Below are 20,999 nucleotides of genomic sequence, written 5' to 3'. Positions count from 1 at the left end.
TTTTGCTTTCTTAGAATCCCTTATGCTCTTGAGTGCAAGTCTTTCGGCGAATGCCTTAGTTGCACTTATACTTGGCACCTAAAAATTTTTACTACATTGAAATGCTTCTGCGTTAAAATTTTATACTTTCCTAACGTGTAAAAAACACCCTATCCTTTCTGTTTTATAGGGTTCTTTGTCGTATACTCATTTTATTATGATTATAAGCGGGAGTTGATTACATAGGCGTTCATTATTTTTAGGATGAACAGATAGAAGAACTAAGAAGGAATCCATATGTGGACAAGGTCTCCAACAAAGCAATCACATACTCTGAAGTCTTTAAGCAACATTTTATGGATGAACAGCATCGTGGAAAGTTTCCAACACAAATCTTTAAGGAAGCGGGCTTTGATACGAAGACATTGGGAAAACACAGAATTAATAATTTTTCTCGCAGAATCCGGAAAATGGCGGATAGAATAGAAGGTTTTACGGATTTGCGTGCACAACATTATATCATTCACAACAAAAAGTATTGGACTATTATATGAAGCTTCAACTAGGTACCATAATATCAGTAATACTAAAAGAAATCTACTACATCTTTATAAGGAAAATTAAACCCGTTTTATCCAGTGAATGAGACGACTAGAGAAGCATTTCAAAAAGTAGATTCTATTAGTTATTAGAAAATAATAGGAGAAGAAGCTTTAGGAGGAAAATAATATGAGTGTTTTGCCTAAGAGTTTAGATAAAGTTCTGGAGGAAGAAATATATATACGTGAGGATATTAATCAAGTACAGGATGCTTTAATAAGGCTAGATGTAAACGTATCAGAGACTTTTAAAAATTTTTATATTCAGTACGCAGGACCTTTTTGGGAAGAGTATGTACCATTTGAATTATTAGATATAGCAGAAGAAGAAAAAAATATGGAATCATACACACTCATTTCAAGAAATGAACATGGTTTTCCTAAGCAGTTTCTAGTTTTAAGCGAAATGTCAGCAAATGCTGTATTAGTGTTGGATACTGTAACAGATAAAGTTTATACAGTTAATTTTGAAGGTGGAGATGAACTACTTTTAAAAGGAGAGCTAGAGGAAACTTGGTCATCGTTTTTTGAATTCTTGAAAGCATATTTTAATTGTTAACTGTGGGTCAGTAAAAGATAATTCATAGATATTTAAAATATTGAATGGTAATATGAATTGAAGTGTATAAAATATTTCCATTTTTCAACCTGATATTAGTAGACTAACTGTGTCAGGTTGATTTTGTATGTATAGAAATTTTAAAAGTGAACAAAGGGTTTAATACTCTTTGTGAATAATTATCACACATAAATGAGTGGTGGTGGGCATGGTCAAGATAATATAGAATTTCTTAAAGAAAATGGTATGGAATATAATATTGAAAAAACTTATCCTAATGGGGTCAGGGTTGGTAATGTACCAGACCACAAGATTAAAGGGAAGCGAACAGGTACTGGTCAAGCATGGTTTCCTGAAAATTGGTCTAAAGAAGATATTGGGGAAGCTGGAGCATACGTAATGAATATGCCTGAACACAAGAATATTGCTGATGGTGTAGCAGTATTAGGTGATTACAATGGTGTTGGGATAAGCGTAATCAAAACAAAAGGAGAGATAGGAACGATTTTCCCAGATAGTATGTTACAACCGTAGTTATAAAGGGAGATGTTAACAATGTTTGAGTAGAAAGTTAGAGTAGTCTTAGGTGCACGAGCATTATTAGATGATAATGATCCGATAATTGAGCAAAAATGGGAAGGGCTAATTGTTTTACTTAGTGAAGATGAAAACTTGACTCTGAATATCATTGTGCCTAGATTAATTAAATAAGATGTGTGTTAGTGTCTTCAACCATGTACTCTGATATGCTTTAATCCAAAATGTTTTATGTATTTCACGTATTTTTATCAATAGTAATTGAGGTACATGCTCTTAAAAATTATCAAAAACCACATAACCAGCTTCATTTGCCTGGTAAATGTACGGTGAGTTCAGGCATTAAAAAAATAAGCCCTCACAATTTGTGGGGCTTTAACAATTAAATGTTCTGTTTTTCAATGTTATGAAAATCTGAAGTGTCGCATATGGACCAATTAATTATACCTGGACCAATCACAGGCTCAGAATAGATGATTTTCTTGTTTGAAACCTTTGCAAAGTATTCATTAGCCTCTTTTTGAGAATTAGCGACCACTGTATGGTGTACCCCATCTGTATAGATATCAAATGCTTCCATTTTCAATTCCTCCCAAGTTAAGAAACTTATTTTTCATTTTACAAAGCAGTATGGTCAATCTATCAGTATATTAAACAATCAAGAGAGACATTATTAAAAAAACTCCCGCAATGGTGAGAAATTACTTGAATATTTTTCTTATGATTTCCCAGCAGCACGGATAGTGGTACCCTTTTTGGCTCGTTCATCAACTATCCTTTTCTTTACAGCATCACCATCGTTCCATATTTTTAAAAGTTGATATATGCTTGATTTAAAGAGTTTGATGCTACATCGTAAAGGGAAAGTTAATTTATAGATAAGTAGTCAGGAGGCTAATCGATGGTAAACAGACAAGATATTTTTGATTATGTTAAAGAAAAATATGATGTTAGCCCGGATTATCCATGGAGGAAATTCTCAAACTTTGCTGCTTTAAGGCATAAGGATAATAAAAAATGGTTTGGCTTAATCATGGATATTACAGAAGATAAGTTAGGAATAAAAGGCGATAATCAAATTGATGTATTAAATGTGAAAGCCAGAAAAGAATTTATAGGTTCATTAAGAGAAAATGAGAATATCTTTCCTGCATATCACATGGATAAAAATAATTGGGTTAGTATTGTGTTGGATTATACAAAAGATGTAGATGATATCAGGGATTTAATTGCAGAAAGCTATGAATTGACAATTAAATAATGTCATCTCACCTTTGACAGCGAAAACCGCCAAAAACGCTGTGGATGTAACGTTTTTGGCGGTTTTAAATTGCTACAAAACAGCGTACTATTTTCTTTGTCAGTTTGTTTTAAATATTTGTTTTGAGCTACGATTTCAAAGCCGAATGCATCATGATATTTATTCACAGTGAAGGCTGTTGTATGTGTAAAGATAAAGTTTTATTATTAATGACTTTTCGTAAGCACTCATCCTAAGGCAACAATGAAATAGAAAGACATCTGATATTTAGAGATTATTTAAGGATTCATAAGGGAGAAGCAATTAAATATAACGTATTTAAAGAACAATTAGCACAGAAGTATCAAAATACAAATGAATATAGTAAGAAAAAAGAAGTTGTGTGAGACAACTGGAGCAAAGAGCTCTGGAATGGCATAAAAAAGAGAAAAGATAAATCAATGGATATTCGAGGGGGATTTTAACTAAGTACAGAACGCATAATTTTGTAAATAATACCCTGCTTGAAAATTTTGAAAGTAATATTTGTTTTTCTAGAATATATAGAATTCATTAAATACCCCTTTGCTAACAATGTCGTTAGCAGAGGGGATTATGTGTTAATAATGATTCAATAACTCGATGACTTGTGGAGAGCTTGATAAGATATTTTTGTTTTCTAAATTAATTCAAGTTCTCAACAGCGTAATCTGCCTCTTCCTGAGTAAATTTTTCTCCATACTCAGAAGTTAATTGATCCCTGATTGCTTCAGAAGACATGTCCATATCTTGATAACTTCTGGCTGATTCCAGTGCGTTCTCATTCCAATCTGCTTCTATGTTATCAATTGCGTACTGAGCTGCTTCTTCTGGGAATTGGTCGCCATAATCAGAAGTAAGCTGGTCAAAAATACCATCCTTAGACATATTCATTAAATCAGAATAGTTTTCTGCTGAATTTAATGCAGCTTTGTATTCGGAAGGAACATCATCATCTGTTTTGGTTTCTTCTTCATTTTCAGCAGCGTCCTCTTCAATATCATCTGAAGCATATGCTTCTTCTGGTTGTTTTGAATCTGTATTTTCTTCTTCAGTTGTACTATCATCATTTGAATCATTTTCATTAGCTGAATTGTTTTCGTTTTCTGTTTGAATGGATTCTGTCTCGTTATCTGCAGTAGTATCCTCATCTAGATTAGATCCAATTGCTCCTATAACTAAGACAACGATAATCCAAAACCACCATCTTTTAAAAATAGACTTTTTCTCTTTCTTTTCCACAGTAAACTGCCCTTTATTTAATAGAATATGACTATTTATATATTTAGGATAAATCATATTACATTAGAAAGTCTAGGTAAAATTTAGAAAAACCTAGAAATTATTTCTTCCATTAGAAATGAAAATAGAGTTCATATTTAGTTTATATTCAGTTTTTTTTACTAAGAAAGATTCAATATACTTATAAACTTTCCCGGTAAATCCAGACACAAACTGTTCAAAAAATCAATACAATTCAAAAAAGAAGTATGCTACACTATCAGTAAAGATAGTTACTTCTCCAAAAAGAGATGTAGCTATATATTTTAACACTATTTGTGAATAACTTCACAATATTATTTTTGTTACAATATGTGAAATGATTCACAATACCTCGGAGGGTTGTATTATGAAAAGAAAGCTTGTAATGATTGGAAATGGGATGGCTGGAGTCAGGTGTATAGAGGAAATTATAAAAAGAGATAAAGACACTTTTGATATTACAATTATAGGGGATGAACCTTATCCAAATTACAACCGGATCATGCTTTCACATGTTTTACAGGGAGAAACAGAGGCCGATGAGATTAAAATAAATGATTGGCCATGGTATGAAGAGAATGATATTACCTTGTTTACCGGTGAAAAAGTAACGGAAATGCAGCCGAAAGAGAAGGTAATTAAAACAGATAAAGATAGTGAGATTTCTTATGATGAATTAATTATCGCAACAGGTTCCAGTGCATTTATTTTACCAGTGCCGGGGAGCGAACTGGAAGGTGTCATCGGCTTTCGAAATATTCAGGATACTGAATATATGGTGGACGTATCCAAGCAATATAAGAAAGCAGTTGTTATCGGCGGAGGGCTCCTTGGCTTAGAAGCAGCCAGAGGATTAATGGATAGGGGAATGCAGGTGCAAGTTGTCCACTTGATGCCGTGGTTGATGGAACAGCAGTTAGATAACTCTGCAGCAAAGATGCTGAAGAAAGATTTGGAAGCGCAGGGAATGGAATTTTTAATGGAAAAAATGACAACGGAAATTTACGGAGAAGAACGTGTGGAAGGTATTACTTTTTCAGATGGTACTTCTACAGAATGTGATCTGGTTGTCATGGCGGTTGGAATCAGCCCGAATATAGGTTTAGCAAAACAGGCTGGTTTGGATGTTAATCGGGGAATCATTGTGAATGATCATATGCAGACTTCTGTTTCTTCTGTTTATGCAGTAGGTGAATGTACAGAACATAACGGGGTCACGTATGGACTGGTTGAACCACTTTATGAGCAGGCAGTTGAACTTGCAAAATATATAACGGGCGAGAAAGCAGCAGGGTACCGAGGCAGTATTTTATCTACGCAATTAAAGGTTGCGGGATGTGATCTATTTTCTGGAGGGAAAATGGAAGAAGATGAAAATACCGATGCGATTATTGTACAGGATCAGTTTGCTGGTGTGTATAAGAAAGTGCTTGTTTCTGATAACAAAGTGGTTGGTGTGGTCCTTTATGGGGATGCTTCAGATGGAACGCGGCTGTTCAGTATGCTGAAGAAGGAAACAGATATCAGTGAATTTACAAGTGCAGCGGTGCTGCAAAAAGCAGGAGAAGACGCCGTCGATGAGATGATTGCTGATATGAGTCCGGATGAGACAGTCTGCGGATGTAATGGGGTTACAAAAGGAACGATTGTTCAAGCTATCTTGGAACAGGATTTAAAATCATTTGAGGAAGTAAAGACGTGTACAAAGGCAGGTGCTTCTTGCGGGAAATGTAAGGGCGTTGTTGAAGGGATTTTATCTCATACATTGGGAGACAGCTTTGATCCGGCTGCGGTGAAAACAGGAATGTGTGGATGTACAACATTAACACGGGATGAAGTTGTTGCGGAGATAAAGGAGAAAGGTTTGCAATCGCCTCGAGAAGTACGTAATGTACTTGGATTTGCAAATGAAGAAGGCTGTCATGTCTGCCGGCCGGCTCTCAATTATTATATGCGAATGATCAGACCGGAAGAATACGAAGATGACAAAGCTTCCCGCTTCGTCAATGAACGAATGAACGGAAATATTCAAAATAACGGTACGTTCTCTGTGGTTCCACGGATGTATGGCGGTACTACAACAGGAGATGACTTGATCCGGCTTGGCGAAGTTGCGAATAAATATAATGTGCCTTTAGTAAAAATCACCGGTGCAAGCAGAGTTGGTTTATACGGGGTGAAAAAAGAAGATGTACCGCAAGTATGGGAAGATCTCGGTATGCGCTCCGGATATGCTTACTCTAAATCACTCCGAAATGTAAAATCTTGTGTCGGGGCGCAGTTTTGCCGCTTCGGAACCCAAGACTCTTTAGGACTGGGTATTCGCCTTGAGAAAGAATTGGAGATGGTGGATACACCGCATAAGATGAAAATGGGCGTATCAGGCTGTCCTCGTAACTGTGCAGAGGTACTAACGAAAGATTTTGGGGTTGTCTGTGTGGAGAATGGATTTCAGCTTTACTTTGGAGGAAATGGCGGTACAGAAGTCCGTGAATGTGATTCCTTTACAACGGTGAAGACGGAAGAAGAAGTCATTACAATGGCAACAGCTTATATGCAATATTATCGGGAAACAGGTATTTATAATGAGCGAACTGCACCGTGGGTTGACCGGATTGGTGCGGAGAATATCAAATTAGTGCTTTTAAATGAAAAACAGAATGCGGAATTGGTCGAACGTTTCCATCATGCAAAAAATACGTATGATGAAGCGTGGAGCAGCACGCTTAAAAGTTTAAAAGAAAAAGAAATGTATGAAATTGTGAAAAAGTGAATACTAACGTAATCATTCTTGCGATAAAGAGGAGGTTGTATCATGGAAGCAAATAAAGAAAAAATAAAAATCATCAAACTGGAAGATTTACCAAAGCAAATCGGGAAGGAAGTCCATGTAAACGGCGCATCGATTGCCCTTTTTCATCTAAGTAATGGAGAGGTACAGGCGATTGGAAGCAGATGCCCGCATGCAGGAGGTCCTTTAGCGGAAGGGATTGTTTCTGGGGAATTTGTTTTTTGTCCGCTGCATAATCGGAAAATTTCACTGGTTACCGGGGAAGTGCAAGAGCCGGATGATGGTTGTGTCACAACGTATGAAACAGAAGTTATTGACGGTTATGTACACATCGTGGTGTAGCTTATGGAAACGCAAAAAGGATTTATTTCATTTGTCGGTGCCGGTCCTGGAGATACAGGACTGGTAACAAAAAAAGGGATGCAGCGTATAAACGAGGCGGATGTCATTTTATATGACCGCCTCGCTAATCCAAGGCTCTTGCGTGATGCAAAAGATTCCTGCGTGTTTATCTATTGCGGGAAGCTGCCGGAAAGACATACGATGCGACAGGAGAAAATTAATCAGCTGCTTGTGCAGTATGCAAGGAAAGGCTATCATGTTGTCCGTTTAAAAGGAGGCGATCCTGCTGTGTTTGGCAGAGTCGGTGAAGAAGCGGAGGAACTTGCGGCGCATCATCTGACGTTTGAAATTATTCCAGGCATCACGTCCAGTATTGCAGCAGCAGCCTATGCCGGCATTCCTGTGACGCATCGGGATTACAGTACCAGTTTGACCCTTCGAACAGGGCATACTTGTCAAAGTAATGCTGCGTTGCATGAGGACGGACAGCTTCTGGGGGATACAGTTGCCTATTATATGGGCATGAAGAAAATGCTGACGAATTGCAAGGAATTAATCCGTCAGGGAAAGCCGGCTGATACAAAAGTGGCGATTATCCAATGGGGAACGTTAGGAAAACAAAAAGTAGTGGAGGGGACGTTGGAAACCATTCAAACCAGTATTGAAAAAGAGCATATCAAGAGTCCGGCGATGATGATTGTTGGTAATGTCGTAGGACTGAGAGAGAAACTTACCTGGTTTGATAACAAAACGTTCAGCGGAAGAAAGATTTTGATTGCCAATGCCACAGGAAATTCCTTTGCTTTGGAAGACTATTTTACAGAACGTGGAGCAGAAGCGTATTCCTTTCCCATTCTGAAACAAAATGTGCACACATTCACAAAGCAAGCGTTCCAAACCATAATGGCTGCAGGTCGTCTAATGTTTACGAACGCTGCCAGTGTAGATGTATTCTTTCGACAATGCAAACAAGCGCATTATGATATTCGTGATTTGCCGCGGAGTATCGCATATCAGACGGAAGAGGCAAGAAAAGCATTGGCTGCAAGAGGGATTGTGGCAGAACGTGCACAGGATAGTGATGCGCCTGCAATCGTGCTTGGATCACAAACAGATGCACGTCACGAGCAGGATTGCTATCCAACGCATGAATGGCTGGTGGATGAACGCTTTGATGACATTCATACACGAATGCTGTCTGAAGATGATTGGGAAACGGTTCTTTTTCCGAATAAAGCAGCTGTGGCAAGTTTTATCCAAGAGTTGCAGAAGCGTGATATGGAGCATTTATTGGATCTCCAATTTGCTTATATTGGAGAGAGTGTAAAGGAATATGCGATAGAGCAAGGATTCTGTCATGTTGATGAAGCGGTTCAAGCGGAATTGAAACGAATCAATTGGAGGGATGAACATGTTTGATGCCGTAGTCTATATTGGTCATGGAAGCCGTCGTGAAGAAGGGAATACACAGTTCAAGCGTTTTATAGCATCCGTGATGGAAGAAGTCGACGTGCCGACGCAGGAAATAGCATTTTTGGAATTAACCAATCCAACGATTGCGGAAACACTTGAAAAATTAATAGCGAAAGGAGCAAAACGGTTTTTAATTGTTCCAGTGCTTCTTTTTTCAGCACTGCATCATAAATTGGATATTCCGGAAGAGGTAGCCGCGGTGCAGAAGAAATATCCTTTTATATCGTTTAAAATGACAAATCCTTTTGGGACACATCCTTATATGGTGGACCTGGCAGTAAAACGGATTCAAGCAAAAAATCATGAGCCGGGAACAGCCATTTTGCTTGTCGGCCGAGGAAGCAGCCATATTGAACCGATTCAAGGGTTGCAACAGATTGGAAGAAAAATCGAACAAAGACTGGATATTCCTGTGTACACTGCTTTTCTCAAACTTGGAAAACCAAGTATGGAAGAAGCATTGGCATTTCTTCCCTATCGATATAAAAAAGTCTATGTGATGCCGTATTTGTTATTTACAGGTTTGCTGCTGGAAAAAATAAAACAGATGGTTTTCACTTCTAAGAATACATTTGCAATCTGTCAAAATTTAGAATTTGATCCGTTGATGAAAAAAACGTTGATCAAGCGAATGGAGGAAGCACGTGATGGAGAAGCTGTATCCGGTAATGGTAAACCTGGAACAAAAAAAGGTAGTGATCGTCGGAGGTGGGGAAATAGCTCTGCGTAAAGCAAAAGGACTGGCAGGTACAGGAGCTAAAATAACGGTTATTAGCCCGGGAATACGAGAGGAATTATTTAAGCTCCATGATGTGATATGGAAAAAGAAAAAATTTGAAGAAAAAGATTTAAAGGGAGCACATCTCATCTTTGCAGCTACAGATAACCAACTGGTGAATGCATTTGTTTGCCAATGTGCTGCGGATAATCAGTGGGTCAATGACACAAGCGAAAGCAAACGGTCTGATTTTATCACTCCGGCAGTGGTCAGACAGGAAGAATTCATCGTGGCCATTTCTACATCGGGTGCAAGTCCTGCACTTGCTAAGGCATTGAAAGAAGAGCTGGAAGAACGGTATGACAGCCGGATAGGAAATACGGTAGAAATGTATGCAAAAAGGAGGTACAAAAAATGATGGAGACCATAACCACTTTCAGTAATACGGCTGTTGCCAAGGTGAAACAATTGAATCAGAGTAAGAGTAAATACCTTATGCTGACCATGCTGGCAGGATTTTTTGTTGGACTTGGTATTATTTTGATTTTTACAATCGGTGGTATGCTTGGGCCGACTGGTTTTGCCGGCACATCGATTGTGATGGGCGTATCCTTTGGAATAGCGTTGAGTTTAGTTATTATGGCTGGATCGGATTTATTTACAGGAAATAATATGATTATGACGATTGGTTTGTTAACGAAACAGACAAAGATAGTCGATGTGCTGCGCATTTGGGTATTCAGTTATTTTGGAAACTTTGCAGGAGCGATTCTGGTTGCAGGTTTGTTTTTTTATTCAGGTTTGGCAACGGGAGGAACGGCTGATTTCATTATTTCTTCCGCAGGAGCAAAGATGAATGGACCTTTTATGGAGCTGTTTGTCCGCGGTATCCTATGTAATATTCTTGTCTGTCTGGCGGTCTGGTGTTCTGTGAAACTGAAAGATGAAACGGCAAAGCTTATCATGATTTTCTGGTGTTTATTTGCCTTTATCACTTCCGGATTCGAACATAGCGTGGCTAATATGACGTTGCTTTCCACTGCTTTAATGATTCCCCATCCGGAGACCATTTCGTTTGCAGGTATGGCAGCAAACTTGATTCCAGTATCACTAGGGAATATTGTCGGCGGAGCAGTTTTCATTGGGGCTGCTTATTGGTATGGTATTACAGAGAAAACATCAAATATGCAGTCATCTGTGGAAAAGAAATGGAAGAAAGAAGCATAGCTGAAGGGAAAAAGGTATGGGGCTGTTTTCAGGAAGTGTATGATATTTTTTGGCAGTTGAGAAATTTTCCTATATCTACGTTTCCGGCAGGAAGGAGGGAAGTGTTGTAGAATGTATGACAAAAATCAACAATCATTTCATGGAATAAAAGAACATAACCTATCCGTTGTTTAAAATAGGTTATGTTCTTTTATTGATTCAACGAAGCTTTTTTAATTGGAAAAAGAAGTGTATCCATTATTTCTAACATAGGAGATAAACGTCTCCGTCAACTGCTTTTTTTCATTATTTTTAGCAGTCATTCCTACAAATTGAAGTTCTCCATTAAATGGATAACCCATTGGAACCGCAGCAATGGATTTTGCCTGCAAATGCGGATCATTTCGCAGCATTAGATCAGAAACAATGCTAAAGCCTAATCCTTCAGATACGGAGCGAAATAAGACGCTTGGATTTTTCGTCGTAAATAATATATTTAGTGGACCCCGCTGTGCTTCAAATTTTTCAATATTTACGTTATAAAATTCCCGGTCAAATAAAATAAAAGGTGTATCCTGGATATCTTCTAAGCTTACAGATTCCTGAAATGCAAGTTTAGAATGAATGGGTACAATCGCTTTAAAGCTGCTGGATAAAAATAAGGAATAGACTTCCATATCAGAACTTGTTTCATGCTTATCCATTAAAGAAAATAGGCCGATATCTATTTCTTTTGTTTGTACAAGATGAAAAATCTCATTATTCTCCGCTTCCATAATTTGGACATCAATTTGCGGGTAATCTTTTCTAAAAAGTGAAAGAGCTTGCGGAATAACTGTCATAAATAAGGATGGCGTCGTGGCAATCTTTAATGTTCCTCGTAATGTTGCGGATAAGGAATTGACAGTTTGTCTTAATTTTGATTCGGATTCCAAGATTTCTAATATAAATGGAATAAGCTTGTTGCCATTTTCCGTCGGTAACGTACCGCTTCTTGACCGGGTAAACAGCTTATGTCCTAACTCATTTTCCAGATTTGCAATCGATTGGCTTAGAGCAGATTGACTGATATGAAGCGCCTCAGATGCATGTGTAATAGATTTATATTCTACGACAGCTTTAATATAATGTAATTGTTCAAAATTCAATATTACCACCCTTTGTATAAGTATAGCTAATGTAAACATCATTAATTCTAATTATACAGTAATATTACTGATGTGTATAATATATTTATACTGTTTTTAGAAAGGGCTGTTTATGATGTCAGAGAAACTCTGGACAAAGGATTTTATATCAATTACACTAGTGAATTTTCTTATGTATATTATTCACTATTCTCTTATTGCTACGATTACGGTATTTACCATAGAAGAGTACAAGGCAAGTGAAGGAATGGGCGGTTTAGCTGCCGGTATTTTTATTATCGGTATGTTGGTCGGACGTCTCTATTCCGGGAAGTATATTGATCAATGGCAACCGAAATATATTTTAATGATTGGGTTGATTGTTTCCATTGCAACGATATCGTTATATTTCACTATTCATAGCTTAGTGATTCTAATGATTGTGCGCTTTTTACATGGGATTGCATTTGGTATTTCATCTACCTCCACCGGAGCGATTGCTTCCAAAATTGTTCCTGAGCCTCGTAAGGGGGAAGGAATTGGCTATTATGCATTGAGTACAACGTTAGCATCTGCCATTGGACCATTTGCAGGTATTTTTATTAATCAGCACCTAGGATTTGAAATGAATTTTACTTTCTGTCTGGTGATTATTACATTGGCTTTTCTAATTGGATTGACTACGAAAAAAATCAAAATGGACTCTCTTTCAAAACAAGCGGATCAAAGGCAGCCTGGAGACGTAAAAGGACTGGATAAATACTTACAAAAAGAAGCATTACCAATTGCTTTAGTTGTGGTGTTTGTAGGGTTTGCCTTTGCAAGTGTCCTTTCATTTTTGACAGCTTATGCTCAAGAAATCAATCTTGTTTCAGCTGCAAGTTTCTTCTTTATGGTTTATGCAGTAAGTACGTTGGTGTCACGTCCCTTTACAGGGAAAATATTTGACCGTTTTGGAGAAAACAAAATCATGTATCCATCCTTTCTTTGTTTTGTTATTGGCTTGTTGTTATTAGCAATAACAACAAATAGTTTCATGCTTTTATTAGCAGCTGTTTTTATCGGTCTGGGATATGGAACAATCATACCAAGTTCCCAAGCTATTGCTGTTAAATCTGCTCCCAAGGAAAAAATTGGATTAGCAACATCTACTTTTTATATGTTTACAGACTTAGGAGCGGGCATTGCACCTACTTTGCTGGGTATGTTGATTCCCGTCTTAGGATATCGTAATCTTTATATAGCAATGGGTGTCTTAGTTGTTGGTATTAGCATCTTGTACTATTTTATGCACGGGAAAAAAGCAAACAGGGGGAGAACCGCAAACCAAGTAACAAACAACGAAGAAAGTCTGGTCAATTAAAAATAATAATTTTGGTGTGGAATCTTCATTTTTATAGACCTTTTCATCATTTAGAAAAAATGATGAGAAGGTCTTTTTAGATTATTGTTATATCAGAGACAACGATTCTCATTGAAATGGAAGACTTAAGATTGTTTCACATAGTGAGTCGAATATAATTTCTCCATATGCGGATTGCCGGTTTTGGAAAATCGTAATGTCTTTTTTGGGCCTTTTCCCCATGATTTATAGACTGTGAAAGAAGGTTTTAACTGCTGCTCTTTGCCATATTTTTTTAAGGTCTGCAGAAAATAATTCAATTTTCCCAAATTGAGAGAAATAACCTTTTCCAAATCGGGAATTCGTTTAAAACGCCAATCCTCTACTTGTTTCTTCGACAATTTATCCATTTTCATCAAAATATCAATTGGGCTGACATAACCTTTCTCGGTAAGTAGCTCCGTGGCGTGTTTGTATATATTTTTCTCTAGTTGTTCTTTGTTCATTTAAAATCTTCCTTATTGTATCTTTTTTGATTATATAATATGATTTTATCAAAACATTGTTCGAAATGGTGAGATTTTATATGATAATGTTATTGAAGTTTTAGTAAAGAGAAAGAACATGGTCTTTTTTACTAAAAAAACAGGCGTTGATAATAGAATAATTCAACTATAGATCCTGTTTCTATATCATTTCTCCCAATTGTGGCAATTCCATGGTAAATCTGCAACAACTCTTCTGTTCTCGAAACAAATTTGAAATGAGAATGTAAGTTTACAAAAGGGTTTTAAAAGGAATAATGTAGATAATAGCATGACCTATGTTTAAAAGTTATTAAAATAAATTTTATTTCGATGGAGGGTGTGTATCATGAAAGGAATTATTCTGGCTGGAGGAAGTGGAACACGTCTGTCTCCGAGTACGGATAGTATGAATAAGCACCTGCTGCCCGTTTATGATAAGCCGATGATTTATTATCCGCTATCTGTTTTGATGCTTGGCGGTATTAAAGAAGTGATGATTATTAGTACTCCGGAAGATATGGCTCGTTTTGAGGTTCTGTTAGGAGATGGATCTTCTTTAGGTATTCAAATTACCTATAAAGAACAGGCTGAGCCAAAAGGGATTCCGGAGGCATTTATTCTGGCGGAAGATTTTATTGGCAAAGATGATGTAACGCTGATTCTTGCGGATAATATTTTCTATGGTCAGGGCTTTACCACGTTATTGCGAAATGCCATTAAAAACCATAAACATGCAACAGTTTTCGGCTACCGGGTGAAAGATCCGGAACGTTTCGGAGTGGTTGAATTTGATCATCATCAAAAAGCGATTTCCATCGAAGAAAAGCCGGACGATCCGAAGTCCGATTTTGCGGTGACAGGTTTGTATATCTATGATTCCAGAGCAGTACAGATTGCTAAAAAGCTCAAACCTTCCGATCGTGGTGAATTAGAAATCACCGATTTGAATAAAGCCTATTTAAAATGGAACCAGCTGCATGTGGAACTTTTAGGCAGAGGTTTTGCCTGGATGGATACAGGAACACAGGAGTCCTTGTTTGATGCGGCAGAATTTATTAAAACAACACAGCAGCGTCAAGGGTTTAAAATTGCTTGCCTTGAAGAAATTGCTTTTTATTTAGGTTATATATCACGAGATGTACTGTATGAAAAAGGGAAATCGATGGAAAAAACCGATTATGGTCAATACTTAATGGAAATTGCCAATCGGAAACATAGCCAGCAATACTGGGATTCGATTGATCATCATCCGATGTTGGGACTGGTGGAAAATGAGTAAAGCTATTTTAATTACAGGGGGAGCCGGTTTTATCGGCTCGAATTTCATCCAATATTTTCAGAAGCAATATCCTGAACAGCAGTTGATTAATGTGGATAAGCTGACCTATGCTGGTTCTTTAAGCAATGTAACCGAAGTGGAACAACATAAGAATTATCATTTTATTCATGGTGATATTGCAGATATGAAAACAGTGACAGCGATATTTGCAGACTATGATATTGAAGGCGTCATTCATTTTGCGGCAGAGTCTCATGTAGATCGCTCTATTCAAGATGCCAGCCCATTTATTGATACAAATATCGTGGGTACGCTGAATCTTCTGCAGGCAGCAAGGTCTGATTGGGAGGAAAAAGGAGAGTTGTCTGAGCGCAGGTTTCATCACATTTCAACCGATGAAATCTATGGCTCTTTAGGTGAGTCTGGTAAGTTTACAGAAGAGACACCCTATGATCCAAGGAATCCGTACAGTGCATCGAAAGCCGGTGCAAACTTTTTAGTGAAAAGTTTTGGCCATACGTATGGGATGAATGTGATTATTTCTTCTTGTTCGAATAATTATGGTCCCCGGCAGCATGAAGAGAAATTGCTGCCGACGATTATCCGGCAGGCTTTGGCAAAAGAGAAGATACCTATTTACGGAGATGGGAAGAACATTCGTGATTGGCTGTTTGTCGAGGATCATTGTAAAGCCATTGATTTGATTTATCATCAGGGTAAAACGTTGGAGACTTATAACGTCGGTGGTAATAATGAACAAGAAAATATCCTTATTACGCATACCGTTTGCCGGCTACTGGATGAGCAGAGACCTGATTTACTGCAAACTTATGGATTGCAGCACTTTTCCGATTTGATTACGTTTGTGGAAGATCGGAAAGGGCATGATAAGCGATATGCTATTGATGCAAGTAAAATTCAAAACGAGCTGGGTTGGCAACCGGAAGTAGATTTAGAGAATGGGCTGAGAAAAACAGTGGAATGGTATTTGCAAAAATGGAAAACCAACGTCCCGACTTAATTTCTGTTGTCGTCCCGGTATATGGCTGCGAACGCTGCCTTGTCGAGCTCGCCAATCGCATTATTCAAACAATCCAGTCCATTCCTGCAGATTATGAAATCATTATGGTAAATGATGCGAGCCCGGATCATGCCTGGGGAGCAATACTTCAACTTCATCAGAAAGACAAAAAAATTAAGGGAATAAATCTTTCCCGTAATTTTGGTCAGCACCATGCTATCACTGCCGGGCTTGATTTTACAGCCGGGGATTGGGTGGTCGTGATGGATTGTGACCTGCAAGACCGCCCGGAAGAAATTGCCTCGCTGTATGAGCGGGCACAGGACGGGTATGATGTTGTCTTTGCACAGCGTGTGGAGAGGCAGGACAAAAATTTCAAGAAATGGTCATCTAAAGGTTTCTATAAGGTTTATGATTATTTTACCGGAAAGAAAACAGATGCATCTATTGCCAATTTTAGTATTTCCCGGAAAAAAGTTGTAGAAAGCTTCCGGAAACTACGGGAGCAAAACCGCTACTTTCCTTTTTTTATTCAATGGATGGGATACAAGCAGACAAAAATAGAAGTGCAACATGACGCCAGAAAAGAAGGAAAGTCATCTTATCAGCTGAAAAAGCTATTCGCTTTGGCAACAGATGCGATTGTGTCTCAATCGAATAAACCGTTGCGGCTTTCGATTGGGGTAGGTTTTCTGATGGCATTAGTGTCTTTGGTCTATGCACTATACTTGTTTTCCCGTTATTTCTTTTTGGATGAGACTGTTCAAGGCTGGACCAGTGTCATGGTGTCGATTTTCTTTATCGGCGGTTTATTATTTTTCCAATTAGGTATTATCGGTCTTTATCTCGGGAAGATTTTTAATGAAACAAAAAACAGGCCAATTTATTTAATTAAAGATATAAAAGGAACAATGTATGATGAGAGAGAGGAAGAAGATCATGAGTGAATATTTAAAGCCAACCCCTTGGGACAGCCGTAATTTTCCGCTTGAAACATTTCAATTAACCGAGTACAGTGAAGCGGCATTCGAAGCGACGGCAGGTGTTGAGGGGCATTTTACGGTGAAAGTAGACCCGCTTGCAGATAAAGCCTTGCTGCAAAAATACGGTTTTTATTATGCTGATACATTAATGGAACCGTATTGCTATCGTGATAAGTTTTTAGAAGCTGCAGCAGGAGATGTCACCTTTCATGAGAATTACGATGCGGACGACATATTAACAATTGCAGAAGAAGCATTTCAAGGTGGAAGGTATCACCGAGATTTTCAAGTTCCCAATGAATTAGCTGATTTACGTTATCGGAATTGGGTAAAGGACTTGATTGATCAGAAGTTGATTCTTGCTTATAAGCAGGATGGGCAGGTAAAAGGTTTCTTCGCTTATCAGGAAGAAAATGTGCTGCTTTTAGCGATGCATAAAGATATCCGCGGGCAAGGATTTGCCAGACCTTTTACAGCAGCTTGTGTGAAAGAACAGTTTGAACGAACTGGAAAAGAAGAGCTGATTACATCTATTTCCCCCAGCAACCCGGCATCATTGAATGTCTTTATCGGTTTAGGCTTCCGATTACGGGCGGGGAAGGATATTTATCATAAAGTAAATGGTTCCTTCTAGTCCTCGTGTAAAAATAGTTGGCTTTTAGATAATAGAAATAAAAACATATCAAGCGATGTTAGGGGGAGGAATTTTGGGTTATTTTTATATTGCCGGAACCGTCCTGTTTACAGTCTACGGACAATTAATTATTAAGTGGACAATGGATCGGCAAGGGGAACTGCCGGACGGCTTACTCGATAAATTTATGTTTCTGTTTCAGCTCGTCTGGAACCCTTGGATACTTTCCGGATTTATTGCGGCTTTTTTAGCGGCATTAAGCTGGATGGCAGCTATGACAAAATTTGATATCAGTTATGCTTATCCATTCATGAGTCTTTCTTTTATACTTGTTTTTATTATGTCGGTTCTTTTATTTGGAGAGCCAATCAGTACACAGAAAATCGTCGGCTTTGCTTTTGTCGTGATAGGTATTCTGATAATGAGGTGATACCATGATACCATTTAATATACCATGTTATATAGGAGAAGAAGATACAGCAATACGTGATGCTATCGAAAAAAAGAAATTATCAGGAAACGGTACTTACGGAGAAAAATGTATACAATGGCTGGAAGAAAAGATGCATGTCCAAAAAGCCATGCTTACCCCGTCTTGTACAGCAGCTCTGGAAATGGCAGCGCTGCTCACAGAGGTAGGAGAAGGAGATGAAGTGATTATGCCTTCTTACACCTTTGTTTCGACAGCAAATGCATTTGCCTTGCGGGGCGCGAAAATTGTCTTTGTCGATGTCGAACCGGAGACAATGAACGTTGACCCGGAACAAATTGCAGCAGCAATAACAGAAAAGACAAAAGTGGTTGTGGTTGTTCATTATGCTGGAGTTTCCTGTGATATGGACAGTATTATGGAGCTTGCTGAAAAACATCGTCTATGGGTTGTGGAAGATGCAGCGCAGGGATTAATGAGTTTTTATAAAGGCAAGGCCTTGGGAACAATTGGACATCTGGGAACAATCAGTTTCCATGAAACAAAAAATTATGTTTGCGGGGAAGGAGGGGCATTATATATTAATGATCCTTCTTTCGTCGAGCGTGCAGAAATGATTCAAGAAAAGGGGACAGACCGTTCTCAATTTATTCGCGGAGAAGTGGATAAGTACTCATGGAGAGATATTGGTTCATCGTATCTGCTCAGCGAACTGAATGCAGCTTATCTTTCTGTACAGCTGGAGCATGCGAAAGAAATAAATGAAAATCGTCTTGGAACGTGGGAGATGTATCAAGAGGGGCTGGCTCATCTTGCTGATGCAGGAGAAATAGAGCTTCCTTTTATCCCGGAAAATCGAGCGTTCAATGGACATATTTTCTTTATTAAAACGAGGAATTTGGAAGTTCGGGGACAGTTAATTCAATATTTAAAGCAGCGTGACATTGTAACGGCAACACATTATGTTCCACTGCATTCATCTGTCGCAGGTAAACAATGCGGCGTCTTCTCAGGGGAAGATAGATATACAACGATAGAAAGTGAACGTTTAGTACGACTACCACTTTACTATGGAATAAGTAAAGGGGATGTGGAATATGTCATTCAAAGCATTCAGCAATTTTATGCACAATAAATGGATATGGGTGGGCTGCCTGGTTTTGCTTGCTTACTTATCTCCTTATGTGATTTACGGTGAAGATGTACATATTAGAGTCCATGATAACATGGACTCTAATATTGTCTGGTATAAAGTACTCGCAGAAAGCGGGTCTATTTTTACGTTAACAGATGTGCCGTTGCCGTATGCGATTGACGGGCTGCCAAGAAGTGCTTTACCATCTGCGTTCGATGCGGCTCTTTGGCTGTATGTTTTATTTGAACCAATAACAGCTTATACCATCAGTCAGGCTATTATGCGGTTTGCAGCATTCTTTGGGATGTATTTATTATTAACTCGCTTTGTTGTAAAAAAAGAGACAACACCTTGGATAACGGTTGGTGTTTCTCTTGCTTTTGCCATGCTTCCTTACTGGCCGTCCGGTGTCCTTTCCATCGCTGGAATACCATTGGCGCTGTATGTTTTTTTAATGATTCGAAAATATAGAACAGAAGCACCGAAGCATACGTGGATACTGCTGTGTCTGATTCCATTTTTTGCAAACTTTGTCATCAGTTTTGTTTTCTTTATGGCGATCATTGGTTTACTGTGGTTGATTGACTGGATACGTACAAAAAAATGGAATGGTCCTTTTTTTGCAGCGATTGCCATTATGGCAGCCATCTTTGTGATGAAGGATTATTTATTGATTACATCGATGTTTTTTGATGATAGCTTTACTTCTCATCGGGAGGAACTGGAGTTAAGCGGTAATACCTTTGAACGGAGCTATGAATTAGCCTGGGAGAACTTTTTATATGGGCATACGCATGATGAAGCAGTGCAGGCTTATATTATTATTCCGGTTATTTTATTAGCTGTTTTGCTCGCTCTATTTAAAAACAGGCAACCAAAATGGTTGTTTAGTTTGTTTTTGATTAATTTAGCTTTATCCTTTTGGTATGCTTTCTGGTACTGGGAAGGCTGGCATCCGCTGAAAGAGAATATTTCTGTATTAAATACATTCAATTTTGCACGGATTCATTTTATGGATCCACCGATTTGGTATATAGCGTTCGCACTCGCTTTATTGATTCTTTGGCAATGGAGAAAAATCGGGAAAGTGCTTGTTGCTGTACTGATTCTTTGGCAAAGTCTGTTGCTATTCGGGCAGGCGGAAGAGTTCAAATACCGGGAAGTAAACACACCAACCTTTAAAGAGTTTTATTCAGAGGACTTGTTTACATCTATTCAAGAGTATATTGGTGAAGATCCAAGTGATTACCGCGTGGTCAGTATTGGATTACATCCGGCCATCGCTCAATTTAATGGTTTTTACACGTTGGATACGTATAACAATAGTTTTCCATTGGATTATAAGCATGATTTCCGTGAAGTCATTGCTGGTGAGTTAGATAAGAGCCCCAAATTACAAAACTATTTTGATACGTGGGGTGGAAGACTGTACATGTATGTTGCCGAACATGGAAAAAATTATATGTATACAAAGGACAAAAATGAACCAATTAAAGATTTGGCCATTGATACAGACGCTCTAAAGGACTTGGGAGGAGACTATATTTTATCAGCTGTCCCAATTGAAAATGCAGATGATATCGGTCTGACTCTGGAAGAAACCTTTACAGACCCGGATTCTCCTTGGGAAATTTATTTATATTCTGTTTTGTAATTGGAATGTAATATTACGACTGGATGCACTTGTGTGACAGGCTTTAAAGAGGAATTCCCCCTGTTAAGATACAAAAATGTAATATTTCTATAATCTCTTTGCAATCTGTAGATGTTACACT

Annotated in this window: 23 protein-coding genes; 19 read left to right on the top strand and 4 right to left on the bottom strand. The window is 38.2% G+C overall.

The window, feature by feature from the left end; all coding sequences use genetic code 11:
• Positions 1 to 278 precede the first annotated feature (278 nt).
• The 3 genes from B7E05_RS22700 (at position 279) to B7E05_RS16350 (ending at position 1,671) form a co-directional block, all read left to right on the top strand.
• Positions 279 to 533 carry an HTH domain-containing protein gene (locus tag B7E05_RS22700; RefSeq protein ID WP_080875213.1) on the top strand — a complete coding sequence of 85 codons (255 nt, stop codon included), beginning with the start codon at positions 279 to 281 and terminating at the stop codon, positions 531 to 533.
• A gap of 175 nt (positions 534 to 708) precedes the next feature.
• Entirely contained in the window at positions 709 to 1,137 is a 429-nt protein-coding gene (locus tag B7E05_RS16355) for an SMI1/KNR4 family protein (protein ID WP_080875212.1), read from the top strand.
• Positions 1,138 to 1,329: 192 nt separating this feature from the next.
• Complete coding sequence (locus B7E05_RS16350; RefSeq protein WP_080875211.1) at positions 1,330 to 1,671, top strand: EndoU domain-containing protein; 342 nt, start codon at positions 1,330 to 1,332, stop codon at positions 1,669 to 1,671.
• A gap of 385 nt (positions 1,672 to 2,056) precedes the next feature.
• Here the strand turns inward: B7E05_RS16350 and B7E05_RS16345 are convergent, their stop codons facing one another.
• Positions 2,057 to 2,254: a hypothetical protein gene (locus B7E05_RS16345; protein WP_080875210.1), complete on the bottom strand. Its 198-nt coding sequence runs from the start codon at positions 2,252 to 2,254 to the stop codon at positions 2,057 to 2,059.
• A gap of 321 nt (positions 2,255 to 2,575) precedes the next feature.
• Here B7E05_RS16345 and B7E05_RS16340 point away from each other — a divergent pair, with 321 nt between their 5' ends.
• The gene (locus B7E05_RS16340; protein WP_080875209.1) at positions 2,576 to 2,935 is read left to right on the top strand and encodes an MmcQ/YjbR family DNA-binding protein; all 360 of its coding nucleotides are present in this window, start codon (positions 2,576 to 2,578) and stop codon (positions 2,933 to 2,935) included.
• Between the two features lie 248 nt (positions 2,936 to 3,183).
• A complete protein-coding gene (locus B7E05_RS22695; RefSeq protein WP_080876343.1) occupies positions 3,184 to 3,321 on the top strand; it encodes a GrpB family protein in 138 nt (45 codons plus the stop codon).
• Between the two features lie 277 nt (positions 3,322 to 3,598).
• Here B7E05_RS22695 and B7E05_RS16330 read toward each other — a convergent pair whose 3' ends face one another.
• Positions 3,599 to 4,195 (bottom strand): Ltp family lipoprotein, encoded by a 597-nt coding sequence (locus tag B7E05_RS16330; protein ID WP_245833126.1) that lies wholly within the window; start codon positions 4,193 to 4,195, stop codon positions 3,599 to 3,601.
• A 388-nt stretch (positions 4,196 to 4,583) separates the two neighbouring features.
• Here B7E05_RS16330 and nirB point away from each other — a divergent pair, with 388 nt between their 5' ends.
• From nirB to B7E05_RS16300, 6 genes are read left to right on the top strand one after another with little or no spacing between them, the layout of a single operon-like run.
• A complete protein-coding gene (gene nirB / locus B7E05_RS16325; protein ID WP_080875207.1) occupies positions 4,584 to 6,989 on the top strand; it encodes a nitrite reductase large subunit NirB in 2,406 nt (801 codons plus the stop codon).
• A 42-nt stretch (positions 6,990 to 7,031) separates the two neighbouring features.
• Entirely contained in the window at positions 7,032 to 7,349 is a 318-nt protein-coding gene (nirD, locus tag B7E05_RS16320) for a nitrite reductase small subunit NirD (RefSeq protein ID WP_080875206.1), read from the top strand.
• Between the two features lie 3 nt (positions 7,350 to 7,352).
• The gene (cobA, locus tag B7E05_RS16315; protein WP_080875205.1) at positions 7,353 to 8,768 is read left to right on the top strand and encodes a uroporphyrinogen-III C-methyltransferase; all 1,416 of its coding nucleotides are present in this window, start codon (positions 7,353 to 7,355) and stop codon (positions 8,766 to 8,768) included.
• Positions 8,761 to 9,552 carry a sirohydrochlorin chelatase gene (locus tag B7E05_RS16310; protein ID WP_080875204.1) on the top strand — a complete coding sequence of 264 codons (792 nt, stop codon included), beginning with the start codon at positions 8,761 to 8,763 and terminating at the stop codon, positions 9,550 to 9,552. The genes cobA and B7E05_RS16310 overlap by 8 nt, the downstream gene beginning before the upstream one ends.
• A complete protein-coding gene (locus B7E05_RS16305; protein ID WP_080875203.1) occupies positions 9,470 to 9,958 on the top strand; it encodes a precorrin-2 dehydrogenase/sirohydrochlorin ferrochelatase family protein in 489 nt (162 codons plus the stop codon). The genes B7E05_RS16310 and B7E05_RS16305 overlap by 83 nt, the downstream gene beginning before the upstream one ends.
• A complete protein-coding gene (locus tag B7E05_RS16300) occupies positions 9,955 to 10,767 on the top strand; it encodes a formate/nitrite transporter family protein (protein ID WP_080875202.1) in 813 nt (270 codons plus the stop codon). The genes B7E05_RS16305 and B7E05_RS16300 overlap by 4 nt, the downstream gene beginning before the upstream one ends.
• Positions 10,768 to 10,979: 212 nt before the next feature.
• On the opposite strand, the gene B7E05_RS16295 is transcribed toward B7E05_RS16300, so the two are convergent.
• Positions 10,980 to 11,894, bottom strand: coding sequence for a LysR family transcriptional regulator (locus B7E05_RS16295; protein ID WP_080875201.1), 915 nt, complete (start codon positions 11,892 to 11,894; stop codon positions 10,980 to 10,982).
• A 115-nt stretch (positions 11,895 to 12,009) separates the two neighbouring features.
• Between B7E05_RS16295 and B7E05_RS16290 the strand changes: the two genes are divergently transcribed.
• On the top strand, positions 12,010 to 13,236 hold the full coding sequence (locus B7E05_RS16290) for an MFS transporter (RefSeq protein WP_080876342.1): 1,227 nt from the start codon (positions 12,010 to 12,012) through the stop codon (positions 13,234 to 13,236).
• A 125-nt stretch (positions 13,237 to 13,361) separates the two neighbouring features.
• Here the strand turns inward: B7E05_RS16290 and B7E05_RS16285 are convergent, their stop codons facing one another.
• Positions 13,362 to 13,721, bottom strand: a complete 360-nt coding sequence (locus tag B7E05_RS16285; protein ID WP_080875200.1) for a hypothetical protein — start codon at positions 13,719 to 13,721, stop codon at positions 13,362 to 13,364.
• Positions 13,722 to 14,088: 367 nt separating this feature from the next.
• Here B7E05_RS16285 and rfbA point away from each other — a divergent pair, with 367 nt between their 5' ends.
• The 7 genes from rfbA to B7E05_RS16250 all read left to right on the top strand — a co-directional run bounded on the left by rfbA (position 14,089) and on the right by B7E05_RS16250 (position 20,878).
• Complete coding sequence (gene rfbA / locus B7E05_RS16280; RefSeq protein WP_080875199.1) at positions 14,089 to 15,021, top strand: glucose-1-phosphate thymidylyltransferase RfbA; 933 nt, start codon at positions 14,089 to 14,091, stop codon at positions 15,019 to 15,021.
• Entirely contained in the window at positions 15,014 to 16,042 is a 1,029-nt protein-coding gene (rfbB, locus tag B7E05_RS16275) for a dTDP-glucose 4,6-dehydratase (protein WP_080875198.1), read from the top strand. The genes rfbA and rfbB overlap by 8 nt, the downstream gene beginning before the upstream one ends.
• Complete coding sequence (locus tag B7E05_RS16270) at positions 16,003 to 16,989, top strand: glycosyltransferase family 2 protein (protein ID WP_218672703.1); 987 nt, start codon at positions 16,003 to 16,005, stop codon at positions 16,987 to 16,989. Before rfbB ends, B7E05_RS16270 begins: the two co-directional genes overlap by 40 nt.
• Complete coding sequence (locus B7E05_RS16265) at positions 16,982 to 17,659, top strand: GNAT family N-acetyltransferase (protein WP_245833123.1); 678 nt, start codon at positions 16,982 to 16,984, stop codon at positions 17,657 to 17,659. The genes B7E05_RS16270 and B7E05_RS16265 overlap by 8 nt, the downstream gene beginning before the upstream one ends.
• A gap of 73 nt (positions 17,660 to 17,732) precedes the next feature.
• Positions 17,733 to 18,089, top strand: coding sequence for an EamA family transporter (locus B7E05_RS16260; RefSeq protein ID WP_080875197.1), 357 nt, complete (start codon positions 17,733 to 17,735; stop codon positions 18,087 to 18,089).
• Positions 18,090 to 18,093: 4 nt separating this feature from the next.
• Positions 18,094 to 19,224, top strand: a complete 1,131-nt coding sequence (rffA, locus tag B7E05_RS16255) for a dTDP-4-amino-4,6-dideoxygalactose transaminase (protein WP_080875196.1) — start codon at positions 18,094 to 18,096, stop codon at positions 19,222 to 19,224.
• The gene (locus B7E05_RS16250; RefSeq protein ID WP_080875195.1) at positions 19,187 to 20,878 is read left to right on the top strand and encodes a DUF6044 family protein; all 1,692 of its coding nucleotides are present in this window, start codon (positions 19,187 to 19,189) and stop codon (positions 20,876 to 20,878) included. Before rffA ends, B7E05_RS16250 begins: the two co-directional genes overlap by 38 nt.
• Positions 20,879 to 20,999: the final 121 nt, after the last annotated feature.

The sequence above is a fragment of the Oceanobacillus timonensis genome, assembly GCF_900166635.1.
Lineage (GTDB): Bacteria > Bacillota > Bacilli > Bacillales > Amphibacillaceae > Oceanobacillus > Oceanobacillus timonensis.
The sequence above is the reverse complement of the archived record's forward strand: the minus strand, read 5'-3'. Positions and strand labels throughout refer to the sequence as shown.